This is a genomic window from Brevibacillus laterosporus DSM 25, from assembly GCF_002706795.1.
Classification (GTDB): Bacteria; Bacillota; Bacilli; order Brevibacillales; family Brevibacillaceae; genus Brevibacillus_B; species Brevibacillus_B laterosporus.
In genome coordinates this window covers 432,577-446,991 of sequence record NZ_CP017705.1, presented here as the reverse complement: position 1 = coordinate 446,991, position 14,415 = coordinate 432,577, and the positions used below count along the sequence as shown (strand labels likewise).

Below are 14,415 nucleotides of genomic sequence, written 5' to 3'. Positions count from 1 at the left end.
AAAGAAACAATATTCAAGGAGGGTCATTTGTGAGCTTTTTTAAAAAACTTCGTGATTCCATCGTTAAAAAATCAGAAGAGGTAACGCAGAAGTTTACGGATGGGTTAACCAAAACCAGAGATCTTTTAGTAGAAAAAGTAGAGGATTTAGTCCGTCGTTACAAAAAAATTGATGAGGATTTCTTTGAAGAGCTAGAAGAGATTCTAATAGCAGCTGATGTAGGCGTAAATACAGTGATGGAGCTCGTTGATGATTTGCGAGGTGAGGTTCGTAAGCACAAGATTGAGAATGCTCTTGACTTGCAACCGATTCTATCGGAAAAGCTAGTTAACTTATTACGTAATGATGAAGCCCACAATACGGCATTACAGATAGAAGAAGGACGTTTAAATGTTGTGTTATTCGTAGGGGTAAATGGTGTAGGGAAAACCACCACCATTGGTAAAATGGCCCATATGTTTAAACAACAAGGCAAAAAAGTAGTTCTGGCTGCGGGGGACACGTTTCGTGCGGCAGCGATTGAGCAGTTGGAGGTTTGGGGGAATCGTGTTGGTGTAGACGTGATTAAACACCAACAGGGCGCTGATCCGGCAGCTGTCATCTATGACGCGGTGCAAGCGGCTAAGTCACGTAAGGCAGATATTCTTCTCTGCGATACGGCGGGGCGCTTGCAAAACAAAGTGAATCTAATGGAGGAGCTAAATAAGATCTTCCGTGTCCTACAACGAGAAATCCCGGATGCTCCACACGAAGTATTGTTGGTTCTAGACGCTACGACTGGACAGAATGCTATGAATCAAGCTAAGGCTTTTGGGCAATCAGCAGGTGTCACAGGCATTGTATTGACCAAACTAGATGGTACAGCGAAGGGTGGTATCGTTATTGCTATCCGCAATGAACTGGATATACCGGTGAAATATGTAGGTTTGGGTGAAAAAATGGATGATTTACAAGCCTTTGATCCAGAGCAATTCGTACATGCACTGTTTGCTGGCTTGATTGAAAAAGAGGCAGAACAGGAAGCTGAATCCAAGCAAGAATAGTGAGCTTACGAACGCTGTTTTTGTAGAATTTATATAGAAAAAATTAATGTCAACAAAAAGACTTGACAGTAGGCGCAGGATTGTATAGTATATTACTTGGCTCTGTAAAGGAAAAGAACTTTACACAGTAGCAACCGATCTAACTGTAAAGGATTGGTTCCATGCTGGAAAAAACGAATCAAGTGAATCTCTTATTTGACTTCTATGCTTCTCTTTTAAAAGGAAAGCAACGTGAATACCTTGAGCTTTACTACCTGGATGATCTATCGTTAAGCGAGATTGCAGAAATGCATGAAGTAAGCCGACAAGCCGTTTATGATCATATCAAGCGAGCTGAAAAGCAGCTGTATGAATATGACGAGAAGCTGAAGCTAACAGCGAAATACGAACAGCGTCAAGAGGTTGTGAGGATGATGATCAATCTGGTAGAGGCCACAGGTGGGGACGATACGAGAGAGGAATTGCTTATCTTGCTCCGCCAACTGTCAGAGATGGATTAGGAGGGGCACATATGGCATTTGAAAGCTTGGCAAGCCGATTGCAGGGCGCCTTTGATAAGCTGCGTGGCAGAGGTAAAATCGACGAGACCATCGTAAATGAAGCGATGCGTGAAGTACGTCTCGCTTTATTGGAAGCAGATGTTAACTTTAAAGTCGTGAAACAATTTGTCGCTCGCATCAAGGAACGTGCAGTTGGACAAGATGTTTTGAAAAGCTTAACGCCAGGACAAATGGTTATTAAAGTGGTAAATGAAGAGCTGACTGAGCTTATGGGCGGTAACGTCTCCAAGCTAGCTGTCTCTAACCGGCCACCGACTGTTATTATGATGGTTGGTCTACAAGGTGCGGGGAAAACAACCACAACCGGTAAACTGGCTAAGCTATTACAAAAACAAAATCGTAAGCCTATGCTAGTTGCTTGCGATATTTATCGCCCTGCTGCAATTAAGCAGCTACAAGTACTAGGTGAACAACTGAGTACTCCTGTATTTTCTATGGGTGATCAAGTCAGTCCTGTAGAAATCGCTACGAAAGCGATTGAACATGCTAAAGAAAATCACTACGATTACGTGATTCTTGATACGGCAGGTCGTCTGCACATTGATGAAACTCTTATGGAAGAGCTTCAACAAGTGCGTGAAGTGGCAAAGCCAGATGAGATTTTGCTGGTTGTGGATGCTATGACTGGTCAGGATGCAGTCAATGTAGCAGAGAGCTTTAACAATCAATTAGAGCTTACAGGTGTGATTCTTACTAAGCTAGATGGAGACACACGTGGTGGTGCGGCCCTGTCCGTTAAAGCAGTGACTGGTAAACCGATCAAGTTCGCAGCAATGGGTGAAAAGCTTGATGCCTTGGAACCATTCCATCCAGATCGTATGGCATCACGCATTCTGGGTATGGGCGATGTACTGAGCTTGATAGAAAAAGCACAGGAAAACGTCGATGTGGATAAAGCAAAAGAGATGGAGCGCCAAATGCGCCAAGGGGAATTCACTTTTGACATGTTCTTGGATTCCATGCAGCAAATGCGCCAGTTAGGACCTCTTGAGGACCTATTGGGAATGTTGCCTGGCATGAATAAGATGAAGGGCATGAAAGATCTAAAGGTGGATGAAAAGCAAATCGCTCGTACGGAAGCCATCGTGAAATCGATGACAAAGGAAGAGCGCGCTAACCCTGATGTCATGAATGCAAACCGTCGCAAGCGTATTGCTGCTGGTAGCGGAACCACGATCCAGGAAGTGAATCGTTTTATCAAACAGTTCGAAGATATGAAGAAAATGATGAAGCAATTCACAGGCATGACGGACAAAATGAAAAAGAAAAGCAAGAAAAAAGGCGGATTCCTTCCATTTAAAGGGAATTCACCAATCGATCCGTTTGGTGGCATGGGTGGAGATACCGATGATAAAAAAGGTGGCTTCAACTTCCCATTTAATCCGTTTAAATAATGTAGGCTTGAACTCTCTTCGCTCTATAAAGGCGATAGTTCAGATATATAGACACATACAACGTTTATCGTTGATTCTTTTAGGAGGTGAACAACATGGCAGTTAAAATTCGTCTAAAGCGCATGGGTTCTAAAAAGGCTCCTTTCTACCGTGTGGTAGTTGCGGATTCTCGTTCCCCACGTGATGGTCGTTTCATTGAAGAGATCGGCTATTACAATCCAGTTGCTCAACCAGCAGTGGTTAACATTGACAGCGAGAAAGCTGTTCAATGGATCATGAACGGAGCGCAACCTACCGATACAGCTCGTAACTTGCTTTCTCAAGTAGGCGTACTTGCGAAAGTACACGAAGCAAAAATCGGCAAGAAGTAAGATTGGGACGGTGATCTTTAGATGAAGGCTTTGATCGAAACGATCGCGAAAGCTCTTGTGGATCATCCGGAACATGTGAAAGTGAACGCAGTGGACAAGGAGCGTATCTTGGTTTTCGAGCTTTCCGTTCATCCAGATGATATGGGTAAGATTATTGGAAAACAAGGTCGCATTGCGAAAGCCCTGCGGACGGTTGTAACGGCTGCTGCAGTGCAGACTGATAAGCGGATTACCGTTGAAATCGTATAAAAAAGACTGGGGGTTTCTCCAGTCTTTTTTCGTATCTACATACGTGTTAATCCCACATGCAAAGGTATAACGTTACTAAATGTGTTTATATAAACGAAAGCAACGAAATAACTTTCTTAGCTGTCGGGAGGCGGGGCCTATGATCAGCATTGAGAGATTGGTGCATGTAAAAGTTGTTTTAACGGAGAAAACAAAGGCGTTATTACGGGAAGAATACGAAAGAAAAGCACAATATGTGCATATGGAATTGGAGCAATGGCGATTCCAGCGTAAAAAAATATTAGCTGAAGCAGAAAAAAGAGGAAGCGAAGGGGTACGTTTAGCTTTGGAACGGTTGGATCAGGAAGAAGGAACCTTACGTGAAAAATTGGAGCTTATTTCTATTCAACTGGAACAAGTAGAAAGGCTTCCCTTAGAAAGTGAACTCCATCAGCAGACCCTTAAAAGTCAAGTTGAAATGGAAGTAGGGGACCGTTGGAATGAAAAAATGGCGGATGCCGAAATTATTATTCGTGATGGGATTGTAATAGAAATACGTCAAGGAGGCAAAAGCTTGTGACACAACCAAAATTTTATACGGTAGGGAAATTGGTTAATACACAGGGATTACGTGGAGAAATGCGTGTTGTTTCTACAACAGATTTCCCAGATGTTCGTTTTAAAAAAGGTAATAAATTGCATTTGTTCCATCCAAGCTTGACTACACCGGTAATCGTTGAAATAGCTTCGTATCGTGAACATAAAGATTTTACCATCTTAACCTTTAAAGGGTACTCATCCATTGATGACGTAGAAAAGTATAAGGGTGGGGAATTAAAGGTTCCTGAAACGGAACTACTAGATCTGGAGGAAGACGAGTTTTATATCCATCAGCTCATTGGTTGCGAAGTGATTACGGACACAGGTGAAGTATTAGGCAAAATTACAGAGGTTCTACAACCAGGTGCCAATGACGTTTGGGTGGTAAAAGGAAATAATGGTAAAGAAATCATGCTACCTTTCATTGATGATTGCATTAAAAAGGTAGATGTTCAGAACAAAAAAGTAATTTGCCACATCATGGATGGATTGCTGTAGAGGAGAGTTAGATCATGCGTATTGATGTACTAACACTGTTCCCAGAGATGTTTACAGGGGTATTCTCTACCAGTATTTTAGGAAAAGCAGCAGAGAGAGGAATCGTCGATTTTGGAGTGATTAACTTTCGCGATTATTCGAAAAGCAAACATGGAAACGTAGATGACACTCCCTATGGAGGCGGTGGTGGCATGGTCTTAAAGCCGGACCCGATCTTTGATGCTGTGGAAGCCCTCTCAGTTCGTGAGGGTGCTTTCAAACCGCGCGTTATATTAATGTGTCCGCAGGGAAGACGATATGATCAAAAAATGGCAGAAGAGTTGGCTCGGGAAGAACATCTCGTGTTCATTTGCGGTCACTATGAAGGCTATGATGAGCGGATTCGTGAGCATCTGGTGACGGATGAAATCTCTATAGGTGATTATGTGCTAACAGGTGGAGAATTAGGTGCTATGGTTGTGATTGATAGTGTTGTTCGCTTACAGCCAGGAGCTCTAGGTAATGAAATGTCTGCTGTAACAGACTCTTTTTCTACGGGACTTTTAGAGCATCCTCATTACACACGTCCTGCTGACTTCAGAGGCTGGAAGGTGCCTGATATTCTATTATCTGGACATCATGCGAACATTGAAAGATGGAGATTGAAAGAATCTCTAAAGCGCACCTGGCAACGCCGGCCAGAGTTACTGGAGAAGATCGAGAAAACCAAAGAAATCGAAAAGTTGCTAGTAGAAATTCAGCAAGAAGAGAGTGACTCTTAATGCTCACAAGCAAGGAAAGCAGAATTATACCTGAACCTGATTGCCACTGATTTTTATAGTCCGGTTATATCAGTAGTTTGAGGGAATTTTATCCTTGATTATTTTCCAATAATGCTTGTTAATAGCCTTTAATTATGCTAAAATATCACTTGTGGCAATTTTGCCGCTGACTTCGACGGTCCGCTACTCGTTCGTTAACCCAACTAGAGGTTTAGCAATAGAGGCGAGTAAGAACGTCTGTGTGGAAGGAGTGAATCATGATGAATCAAATTATTCGTGAATTGGAAAAAGAACAACTGAAACAGGATCTTCCTGCGTTCCGTCCTGGTGACACTGTACGTGTACACGTTAAGGTTATCGAGGGTACTCGTGAGCGTATTCAGGTGTTCGAAGGCGTTGTTATCCGCCGCCGTGGTACTGGTGTAAGCGAAACTTTCACTGTTCGTAAGATTTCTTACAACGTGGGTGTTGAGCGTACATTCCCACTACACACACCGAAGATCGACAAACTTGAAGTAGTTCGCCATGGTCGCGTACGTCGTGCGAAATTGTACTATCTTCGCGATCGCGTAGGTAAAGCTGCTCGTATTAAAGAAATTCGTCGATAAGAATAAGAGGGGGGCTGCTTGCCAGTCCCCCTTTTTTCAGTTACATTCGGTTTTGAATGCCCTCAGTTCTCTAGAAAATACAGTTCATCTCAGATAGATGCACTTATAAAGTGTAAAGATATCTTCTGTCATATATAATAGATAAATGAGACTCTAGAGCAGGAGGAAAGATTATGAGCGAAAACGCCTCGACTACCAAGAAGAAAAATGAAGCTTGGGAATGGATTAAAGCGATTGTCATAGCAATAGCTTTAGCATTCTTCATCCGTACTTTTTTATTTGCCCCGTTTATCGTCGAGGGTCATTCCATGGATTTTACTTTGCATAACGAAGAAAAACTCGTGGTTAACAAAGCTCTCTATCATCTAAGAGAGCCACAGCGTGAGGAAATTATCGTATTCCATGCGTCTGAAAAACGTGATTATATTAAACGGGTCATCGCTGTTGCGGGAGACACCGTTGAAGTAAAAGACGATGTTTTGTATGTTAATGATAAGGTAGTGGAAGAGCCATACTTAAAAGAGAAACGTGATCTTGCGGAAAAAGAGAAGGATCTACCACTAACCACTCCTTTCGAAAAACTAACGATTCCACCTGGGCATATTTATGTGATGGGGGACAATCGCCAAAATAGTTCAGATAGCCGAGAGTTTGGTCCAGTTGAAGTAAGTAAAGTGGTAGGCCGGGCAGAGTTCGTCTTCTGGCCTTTAAAAGATATACGCATGACACGCTAATCAAGTAAACAGCTGTGTAAAAAAGTAGGTGAATGTACGATGACAATCCAATGGTTTCCAGGGCATATGGCCAAAGCTCGTCGCCAAGTAACGGAAAAATTAAAGCAAATTGATGTGGTCATCGAGCTTCTGGATGCAAGGCTACCTTTGTCTAGTCGTAACCCGATGATCGATGAGATCGTGGCAGAAAAACCACGTTTAATATTATTAAACAAAGCAGATTTGGCTGATCCAGCTGTAACAGAAATGTGGACGAGATATTTTAAAGAACAAGGCGTCCGTACGCTACCGATTGATGCTTTATCAGGAAGAGGAGTTAATAGACTCCCTGAGCTATGCCAAGAATTAGCTTCAGATATGTTACAAAAACGTGCAGATCGTGGAATGCTGGCAAGAGCAGTACGAATCATGATCTTGGGTATTCCAAACGTTGGTAAATCTTCACTGATTAATCGTCTAGCCAAACGCTCTGTTGCACAAACAGGAGATCGTCCTGCTGTTACAAAATCACAACAATGGGTAAAAATGGGCGATACACTGGAGCTTCTGGATACACCAGGTATTCTTTGGCCTAAGTTTGAGGATCAAATGGTAGGACTACGCTTAGCTGCAAGTGGTGCTATTAAGGATGAACTAATTGATTTCTCAGAGGTGGCCTTGTACGCAGTTCGTTATATGATGCATTACTATCCAGAGCGATTAAAAGACCGCTATAAGCTAACTGATCTACCTGAAGATGGCGTAGAATTACTTGAAATGATCGGGAAAAAACGTGGCTGTATGGCATCAGGTGGTCATATTGACTATGACAAAGCTTCCGAGTTATTGTTACGTGAACTACGCTCAGGAAAGATTGGTCAAATTACGTTAGAGCGCCCGATTGATTGGGAAATGGAAGTAGCGATTGGCGAACCGCGTTCTATCTATGATGAATAAATAAAGTACGTATGGACCCTTGCCGCAATGGCAGGGGTTTTTGCTTGTTTGATCCAAAGAGATGAAATGTTTTGGATCATCCAATTCGTATTGCTTACTCAGCTGATGCAAAAGATTTTGGCAACGAATAATCATTACTGTTTTATTGATTGATAGTAGTAGATTATTTGAATGACTGTAGACGTGAAAAATTTTTGTCGCAAGGCTAGTCTTACGATAAAATAAAGAGAGAAAGTAAAGGAAGTCGGGAGAGAAAATTAATGAACATAGCGGAAATGTCGATACAAAAGATAAGAGAATGGGTTGAAGGGGCAGATCAGCTGTCTTCTGAGGAACGCTTGAAACTCTCTACAGATCAAAGAAAAGGTGTTCAAGCAATATGGCGCAGATTTATTACTCAGGAAAATCATTTGAAAAAGCAGCAAGCCCTTTGGGAAGCTATGACCGAAACAGAGAAATTGTACTGGTCACAAGGTAATGAATACATAGTAGGTATCGATGAAGTTGGAAGAGGCCCCCTAGCTGGTCCAGTTGTTGCTTCAGCCGTTTGTTTGCCCGTTGATTTTTATCTTCCAGGTTTAAATGATTCCAAAAAAGTGAGTGCCTCTATGCGAGAAGCTTATTATGAAGTAATTATGCGAGAAGCAACAGCTGTGGGTATTGGGATCGTTTCTGCTGAGCGCATTGATGAAATTAATATCCTGGAAGCGACGCGCGAAGCAATGTATATAGCAGTAAAAGAGACAGGAATCACTCCAGACCTGTGCTTAATTGATGCTGTACATTTACCACGTTTAGAAACCCCACAGATCTCTATTATTGGCGGTGATGGCAAAAGTGTTTCCATCGCGGCTGCATCAATCGTAGCTAAAGTGACGCGTGACCGTCTTATGGAAGTATATGCTACAGAGTATCCGGTATATGGCTTTGAACAAAATGCTGGTTATGGTACTGCGGAACACTTACAGGCTTTACGAACGTATGGTCCTTCAGCATTGCACCGCAAGACCTTTGGGGGAGTTAAGGAACTTATTACCGGATAGAGCAGTAATCAGATACGTTCGAGCAAGGCCAAGAATCTTTACTGATCACAACCAGCATTGATGAGGATCTTTCTAGCCTATTTCGTACATAAATATCTCTTTGGAATAAATTTTTATTTGTTTTTACATGAAAGGAGGACGAACGATGATCCAAGCTGGTCAACTGCTATCTAACATGTTGCAACAAACCCGCACAAGTGGAAACAAACAGATCGAGCTAAGCCCTAATCAGGTGGTAAAGGGAACCATAGTAAAAGTACTTCCGGAACAAGGGGCTATCGTCCAAATTGGCGGAATGCAAATGGTTGCTAAAATGGAGACGAATTTGGAAGCGGGTCAAAAAGCATGGCTACAGGTTCAAGGGAATACAGAGCCACTTACTTTGAAGGTGGTTCATACGGAGGCAGGTCAAACCACCAAAGAAGCCTCTCAGGAGGGCTTATTACGCTCTTTTGGATTACCTAATCAACCGGAATTAAAAGAAGCCCTGCAATTTTTACTCGATAAAAATTTGCCTGTAAACAAGCAAACATTAATGGAGCTTGGTCAAATTATAAAAACACAAGGATCAGGTTCAGATGTCATGCAATCCGTGCAAACAGCACTTACTAAACAAATTCCAATCACGCAGGATGTAGTCATGGCGTTGCGCAGCTTTTTATTTGGAAATAATATTTCTGACTCTATTCGTGCTTTTTTACAACAGGTTACTGATACGCTAGCTACACTCCCATTACAGAGTGAGGCAGCAGGAGCTGCTGAGCAGACTCAAACAGCATCGCAAGGCGCTTCCTCAGCTTCTACGTCACCACAATTGCAACAATCTTTACGAACTCTTGCAACCTTATTACAATCATTACCGCTACAGCTAAATGAAGAGACGCCATTGCTAAATGGGAACTCAGGAATGGTGCCAAAACAAGTGATGGGGAATCCTTCGCAAACGTCATTACAACAAAATATAAGCAACCAAGAAGCTGGGACAGGACAACAAACAGGAGTAGGATTACAAAATGGAGCTTCATCTGTTGGATTAGGTCAGCAAACAGGGCAACAGCAGAATCTTTCGAATCAATCACCAAACCAACAGAAGCTTATGTCATCATCCTTAGCCGATGACACAACTACTTTTTTGTCCACTCAAGGGTCAAATGTGCAAAAAGGAGTAAATGCTGGAGTTATAAGTGGAGCAGATGCAGATGCGCAAACCCAATTGAATGGGAATATTAATGGGGGAAGAGGACAGGCTGCTTTGCAACAAACAGAAGGTACAAGTCAATCATCTTCACTTCCTTCATCTGGAACGACACGCACTCTTACAGAATCAGTCATTACCACAGGGAATAGCAACCAAACAATCAATGCTAGAGGGGATTCTAACCAAAATAGTCAACAACAATCCAGTGTTCAAGCTCCTGTGCAGAATTCTACTGTGAATACGACGATCCAGTCTTCTGGCATGCTCGCCTCAGAAGAGTCATCTAACCAACAATCTATCGTAAATAATCAGGCAGTATCCTCCCAATCAAATGAGGGATCATCAGTGGATCAATCTCATTTACGGAAGAGTACTGGAATTTTGCAACAAAAGCTGGAATTGCTAGGTGTCACTAATGAAAGAAATATTTTTCAAGCTGGACGGACAGGCACAGAAACAATTGATCAACAGCAATTACAAAATATAAAAAGTTTGTTATTACAAATTACACAGGCTTCACAAGGCGTATCTTTAGCATTAAAGGAAACGGCAGAGCAATTGCTCCAACATATTACTGGACAACAATTAATGATGTCGACATCTCAGCAGACGCAACCACTGACGCATGTGATGATGCAAATTCCAATTAAGACTGAGCAAGGAGAAGATACGGCTTTTGTACAAGTAGAAGCTCGTAAACAAAAAGGTGGGCAATTAGACCCAGGAAATTGTAGATTATTTTTTCAATTAGATTTACATGCTCTGGGTATGACCATGGTTGATGTAGGCATTGTCAATCGAATTACAACTATTCAGGTATATAATGATCAAGCATGGTTGGAGCAACTGATTCAGTCAGAAAAGCAAACGTTTACCCAGCAACTCCAGGAAGTGGGCTATCAGCTATCTATTTTACGTGTACTGCCACTACCAGATGCCAAATCTGGAAATGGCGGACTTACAAGAGAAACAGAGCAAATGAAAAGTAACTACACAGGTGTTGATTTTCGTGTCTAATAAAGAAAGGGGGAGAACGTTATGGAACGATCATTTAACAACAATGCCTTTCAAGAAAATCCGGTACCACGATTAAAGAAAGCAGTCGCGTTGCGATACAAAGAAGATCAAGACGATGCTCCACGCCTGGTTGCTAAAGGGGGCGGTTATATTGCCGAGAGTATTCTACAAAAGGCAAAAGAACATAACATTCCTGTTCAGGAAGACCCTTCGTTATTAGAGGTTCTGTCTAAATTGGATTTACAGCAGCAAATTCCCCCTGAATTATATCAGGTGGTAGCAGAAATTCTTGCTTTTGTATATCGATTAGATAAGAAAGAGTGGGGGTAATGACAGATCGAAGAAGGCTGATTGGTCAAATCGGGGAAGGTAGAGCGAGTGATTATCTTGAAAGCCTGGGCTATAGTATTATTGGTCGTAATGTTCGGCTCTCTCAAGGTGAGATCGATATAGTTGCGATGGAACAGCGGACAGTTGTATTTGTTGAAGTTCGGACTCGAATAGGCAAAAGAGGAGTTATTCCAAAGTATGGAAGTCCTGTTGAATCTATAACTCCACGTAAACAACAAAAATTGCGACAGCTAGCTCTAGCCTACCTCCAAAATCATAATCAGTCCTATGATACATTTCGGATTGATGCTATTGCAGTATGGATTTCCCCTGATCTTTCACAGACCGAAGAAGGTCTTGAGCATTACAAATATATCTAGTTGATAATGCGACAATTATCTAGTTTGTAAGAAATAGGCGGTTCATAGTGATTTATCTACATCAATAGTTAATCTTCGAGCGTAAAATACAATGTACTCGACAAGTTGTAACTCCTCCATATTAAGTAATACATCTGGTTTGGCTGTCTTTAGTCAGAAATGACGTAATGACAGCCATTTTTTTGTGCAAGAACTATATTTTTCCTGGTGAAATAAAAAAGCCGTTTTCTTCCGAAGAAGAGAACGGTTTTTTTGATAATACATAAAGGAAAACATAAATAGTGCGTATGTAACAATAAAAAATTATTCTTTCGTGCCAACAGGCATATCATTCAGACAATCATGGCAAATGATTTTACCTTTGAAGTGAGTAATTTGGTCTGCGTTTCCACAGAAGATACAAGATGGTAAGTATTTTTTCAAGATTACGCGTTCTCCATCTACATAGATCTCCATAGGATCTTTGATTTCAATGTTTAATGTACGTCTCAATTCAATAGGAAGAACGATACGTCCTAGTTCATCCACTTTTCTTACAATACCTGTTGATTTCATAGGTGTAAATCCCCTCTCTGTCAGATGTATTTAGTCAAAATTCGACAGGTTATCTGATTATTATCGTACCAATATTTAATAAATAAGTCAATCTTTACTTCTTTTAAAAAAGTGAATATTCTACTAACATTTATAACTTTGATTCCGCTTTCACGAGACTATTTACTTATTATGGTTCCTGCCCATAAAAATAGTACTCAATTGTTACACTGTGTATTGTGAATACGTCGCTATCTTATCGAAGAGATTTTTTTGTTTGTTTTATGAATTCACTTCGATAATAGGTAGGAAACATACCTAACAGTTATTTACCCAAAAATGGCGTATGGTTACCTTGTTTGTAAGAAATATTTTTTGGGTCACGCGAAAATAGCCTTATCCAATGAACGATATTGAATTGCTTCTGCTACATGTGAAGTTTTGATATCCAGAGAACCATCTAAATCAGCAATAGTACGAGCAACTTTAACAATACGATCATATCCACGAGCACTCAGCCCTAGTTTATTAAAAGCAATGCTCATTAACTCTTGTCCGCCTTTATCAAGAGAGCAATATGTTCGTAATTCTTGTCCAGTCATCGAGCTATTAAATGAAAAACGTTTGTTTTGACGGTAACGCTGACATTGGATACTACGAGCCATCTCCACACGTGTGAGGATTGAAGCTGAATTTTCCTCCCCTTCTCGCTTTGTTAACTGTTCCACTGAAACACGAGGAACCTCCAAATGAATATCAATGCGGTCTAGTAAGGGACCAGAGATTTTGGAACGATATTTTAATACTTGTAAGGGTGAGCAACGACAGACATTTTGATCTTTGGAACCATAATACCCACATGGACAAGGATTCATAGATCCAATTAGTAAGAAACGTGCTGGATACATATAGGCTTGTTTGGCCCTACTGATGGTAATTTGACCATTTTCAAGAGGTTGTCGTAATACTTCAAGTACCCCCCGAGAAAATTCCGGCATTTCATCAAGAAAAAGGATTCCACCGTGAGCCAGACTACACTCTCCCGGTCGTGGGATTTGAGATCCACCACCTGCTAAAGCGGCTTGGGTGATAGTATGGTGTGGTGCACGCAAGGGGCGGGTGACAATGAGTCCATGCCGAGTTGTTAAGCCCGCAATGCTGTAAATTTTGGTTACTTCAAAGGATTCCTCCCGGGTCATTTTAGGCATGATGGATGGAATGCAGTTGGCCAATAAAGTCTTTCCTGATCCAGGCGGACCAACTAGCATTACATTATGAAATCCAGCTGCTGCAACTTCCAGCCCCCTTTTTACGAAATGTTGTCCCATGACATCAGCAAAATCGTAAGAAGGAATCGCATTAGGATGTCTACTTTCGTTTCTAAGCTCAATGGAGCTTGGATGAGTGTAGTCAGTATTAACTAGAGTAGGATCGATTACATGGACCCATTCGTTCCCTTTATTAGCCTCCACAGCTGTTCGTAAATGAGGTACAGGCATGGTTTCTAAAGGAACGAGCTCTGCTTCTGCTTGATTAGCAGTGGGTAAAATTACTCTCGAAAAACCTCTTTGATGAGCCTCCAATAGCATGGGCAAAACACCTAGAATGGGGCGTAAGCTACCATCCAGTGCTAGTTCACCGATAATGAGTGGAATAGCTGATGTCATTTCAATTTGTTTAGATGCTAGTAAGATTCCAAAGGCAATCGCTAGGTCAAAGACTGATCCTTCTTTTCGCACATCTGCAGGGGCTAGATTAACGGTAATACGCTGCATAGGGAAGTCGAATCCGGAATTTCGTATGGCGGATCGGACACGATCCCGTGCTTCTTTAACAGCGCTACCACCTAAACCAACCACTTCAAAGTGTGGCAATCCATTAGAAATATCAACCTCTACCGTAACTAGCATGCCATCTATTCCATGAATAGTAGCTGAATAAATTTTTGCATACATGTTAGATATCCCCTTTACCAGTCATTACAAGTTGATTTGAACTAGATGTAATCCATTTTCAAGTCATCTGAATAAGGAAAATAAAATCAAGTTCAAACCTATCAATGTATACATTAGATGTAATGTAAGCTCAAATAGAGCGATCCTATGCTATAAACCATCTAATTTTGACTGTATAAAAAGTTAAAGGGTATCTGCAACAAAAATGATTTCGTCTTTCAAAAT

Annotated in this window: 17 protein-coding genes; 15 read left to right on the top strand and 2 right to left on the bottom strand. The window is 41.4% G+C overall.

What is annotated here, in order from left to right; genetic code table 11:
• Window positions 1-29: 29 nt before the first annotated feature.
• The 15 genes from ftsY (at window position 30) to BrL25_RS02035 (ending at window position 11,701) form a co-directional block, all read left to right on the top strand.
• Window positions 30-1,043, top strand: coding sequence for a signal recognition particle-docking protein FtsY (gene ftsY, locus BrL25_RS02105; protein ID WP_018670791.1), 1,014 nt, complete (start codon window positions 30-32; stop codon window positions 1,041-1,043).
• A gap of 161 nt (window positions 1,044-1,204) precedes the next feature.
• Window positions 1,205-1,543 carry a putative DNA-binding protein gene (locus BrL25_RS02100; protein ID WP_003336871.1) on the top strand — a complete coding sequence of 113 codons (339 nt, stop codon included), beginning with the start codon at window positions 1,205-1,207 and terminating at the stop codon, window positions 1,541-1,543.
• An 11-nt stretch (window positions 1,544-1,554) separates the two neighbouring features.
• Complete coding sequence (gene ffh, locus BrL25_RS02095; RefSeq protein ID WP_018670792.1) at window positions 1,555-2,997, top strand: signal recognition particle protein; 1,443 nt, start codon at window positions 1,555-1,557, stop codon at window positions 2,995-2,997.
• 95 nt (window positions 2,998-3,092) lie between these two features.
• Window positions 3,093-3,368 (top strand): 30S ribosomal protein S16, encoded by a 276-nt coding sequence (gene rpsP / locus BrL25_RS02090; protein WP_003336873.1) that lies wholly within the window; start codon window positions 3,093-3,095, stop codon window positions 3,366-3,368.
• Window positions 3,369-3,389: 21 nt separating this feature from the next.
• Window positions 3,390-3,617, top strand: coding sequence for a KH domain-containing protein (locus BrL25_RS02085; RefSeq protein WP_003336874.1), 228 nt, complete (start codon window positions 3,390-3,392; stop codon window positions 3,615-3,617).
• Between the two features lie 139 nt (window positions 3,618-3,756).
• Window positions 3,757-4,176 carry a YlqD family protein gene (locus tag BrL25_RS02080; RefSeq protein ID WP_018670793.1) on the top strand — a complete coding sequence of 140 codons (420 nt, stop codon included), beginning with the start codon at window positions 3,757-3,759 and terminating at the stop codon, window positions 4,174-4,176.
• Window positions 4,177-4,235: 59 nt separating this feature from the next.
• Complete coding sequence (gene rimM, locus BrL25_RS02075; RefSeq protein WP_236847629.1) at window positions 4,236-4,694, top strand: ribosome maturation factor RimM; 459 nt, start codon at window positions 4,236-4,238, stop codon at window positions 4,692-4,694.
• A 14-nt stretch (window positions 4,695-4,708) separates the two neighbouring features.
• Window positions 4,709-5,455: a tRNA (guanosine(37)-N1)-methyltransferase TrmD gene (gene trmD, locus BrL25_RS02070; protein WP_018670795.1), complete on the top strand. Its 747-nt coding sequence runs from the start codon at window positions 4,709-4,711 to the stop codon at window positions 5,453-5,455.
• A gap of 260 nt (window positions 5,456-5,715) precedes the next feature.
• Window positions 5,716-6,063 (top strand): 50S ribosomal protein L19, encoded by a 348-nt coding sequence (gene rplS / locus BrL25_RS02065; RefSeq protein WP_003341429.1) that lies wholly within the window; start codon window positions 5,716-5,718, stop codon window positions 6,061-6,063.
• Window positions 6,064-6,236: 173 nt separating this feature from the next.
• Window positions 6,237-6,797 carry a signal peptidase I gene (lepB, locus tag BrL25_RS02060; RefSeq protein ID WP_018670796.1) on the top strand — a complete coding sequence of 187 codons (561 nt, stop codon included), beginning with the start codon at window positions 6,237-6,239 and terminating at the stop codon, window positions 6,795-6,797.
• A gap of 39 nt (window positions 6,798-6,836) precedes the next feature.
• The gene (ylqF, locus tag BrL25_RS02055) at window positions 6,837-7,733 is read left to right on the top strand and encodes a ribosome biogenesis GTPase YlqF (protein ID WP_018670797.1); all 897 of its coding nucleotides are present in this window, start codon (window positions 6,837-6,839) and stop codon (window positions 7,731-7,733) included.
• 260 nt (window positions 7,734-7,993) lie between these two features.
• Entirely contained in the window at window positions 7,994-8,776 is a 783-nt protein-coding gene (locus tag BrL25_RS02050; RefSeq protein WP_018670798.1) for a ribonuclease HII, read from the top strand.
• Between the two features lie 145 nt (window positions 8,777-8,921).
• Window positions 8,922-10,991 carry a hypothetical protein gene (locus tag BrL25_RS02045; protein WP_018670799.1) on the top strand — a complete coding sequence of 690 codons (2,070 nt, stop codon included), beginning with the start codon at window positions 8,922-8,924 and terminating at the stop codon, window positions 10,989-10,991.
• 21 nt (window positions 10,992-11,012) lie between these two features.
• Window positions 11,013-11,321, top strand: coding sequence for an EscU/YscU/HrcU family type III secretion system export apparatus switch protein (locus BrL25_RS02040; RefSeq protein WP_018670800.1), 309 nt, complete (start codon window positions 11,013-11,015; stop codon window positions 11,319-11,321).
• Window positions 11,321-11,701 (top strand): YraN family protein, encoded by a 381-nt coding sequence (locus BrL25_RS02035; protein WP_018670801.1) that lies wholly within the window; start codon window positions 11,321-11,323, stop codon window positions 11,699-11,701. The genes BrL25_RS02040 and BrL25_RS02035 overlap by 1 nt, the downstream gene beginning before the upstream one ends.
• A 303-nt stretch (window positions 11,702-12,004) precedes the next feature.
• Here BrL25_RS02035 and BrL25_RS02030 read toward each other — a convergent pair whose 3' ends face one another.
• Both BrL25_RS02030 and BrL25_RS02025 read right to left on the bottom strand, forming a co-directional pair.
• On the bottom strand, window positions 12,005-12,256 hold the full coding sequence (locus BrL25_RS02030; protein ID WP_018670802.1) for an AbrB/MazE/SpoVT family DNA-binding domain-containing protein: 252 nt from the start codon (window positions 12,254-12,256) through the stop codon (window positions 12,005-12,007).
• Window positions 12,257-12,615: 359 nt separating this feature from the next.
• Window positions 12,616-14,190: a YifB family Mg chelatase-like AAA ATPase gene (locus BrL25_RS02025; protein ID WP_018670803.1), complete on the bottom strand. Its 1,575-nt coding sequence runs from the start codon at window positions 14,188-14,190 to the stop codon at window positions 12,616-12,618.
• Window positions 14,191-14,415 lie beyond the last annotated feature (225 nt).

Bases quoted from the DNA above. Each gene is read 5' to 3' on its own strand.
- rimM (WP_236847629.1), top strand. From the start codon at position 4,236: ATGCGTGTTGTTTCTACAACAGATTTCCCAGATGTTCGTTTTAAAAAA.
- BrL25_RS02080 (WP_018670793.1), top strand. From the start codon at position 3,757: ATGATCAGCATTGAGAGATTGGTGCATGTAAAAGTTGTTTTAACGGAG.
- BrL25_RS02030 (WP_018670802.1), bottom strand. From the start codon at position 12,256: ATGAAATCAACAGGTATTGTAAGAAAAGTGGATGAACTAGGACGTATC.
- BrL25_RS02100 (WP_003336871.1), top strand. From the start codon at position 1,205: ATGCTGGAAAAAACGAATCAAGTGAATCTCTTATTTGACTTCTATGCT.
- BrL25_RS02085 (WP_003336874.1), top strand. From the start codon at position 3,390: ATGAAGGCTTTGATCGAAACGATCGCGAAAGCTCTTGTGGATCATCCG.
- ffh (WP_018670792.1), top strand. From the start codon at position 1,555: ATGGCATTTGAAAGCTTGGCAAGCCGATTGCAGGGCGCCTTTGATAAG.
- lepB (WP_018670796.1), top strand. From the start codon at position 6,237: ATGAGCGAAAACGCCTCGACTACCAAGAAGAAAAATGAAGCTTGGGAA.
- BrL25_RS02025 (WP_018670803.1), bottom strand. From the start codon at position 14,190: ATGTATGCAAAAATTTATTCAGCTACTATTCATGGAATAGATGGCATG.
- rplS (WP_003341429.1), top strand. From the start codon at position 5,716: ATGAATCAAATTATTCGTGAATTGGAAAAAGAACAACTGAAACAGGAT.
- BrL25_RS02040 (WP_018670800.1), top strand. From the start codon at position 11,013: ATGGAACGATCATTTAACAACAATGCCTTTCAAGAAAATCCGGTACCA.
- BrL25_RS02035 (WP_018670801.1), top strand. From the start codon at position 11,321: ATGACAGATCGAAGAAGGCTGATTGGTCAAATCGGGGAAGGTAGAGCG.
- rpsP (WP_003336873.1), top strand. From the start codon at position 3,093: ATGGCAGTTAAAATTCGTCTAAAGCGCATGGGTTCTAAAAAGGCTCCT.
- trmD (WP_018670795.1), top strand. From the start codon at position 4,709: ATGCGTATTGATGTACTAACACTGTTCCCAGAGATGTTTACAGGGGTA.
- ylqF (WP_018670797.1), top strand. From the start codon at position 6,837: ATGACAATCCAATGGTTTCCAGGGCATATGGCCAAAGCTCGTCGCCAA.
- BrL25_RS02045 (WP_018670799.1), top strand. From the start codon at position 8,922: ATGATCCAAGCTGGTCAACTGCTATCTAACATGTTGCAACAAACCCGC.
- BrL25_RS02050 (WP_018670798.1), top strand. From the start codon at position 7,994: ATGAACATAGCGGAAATGTCGATACAAAAGATAAGAGAATGGGTTGAA.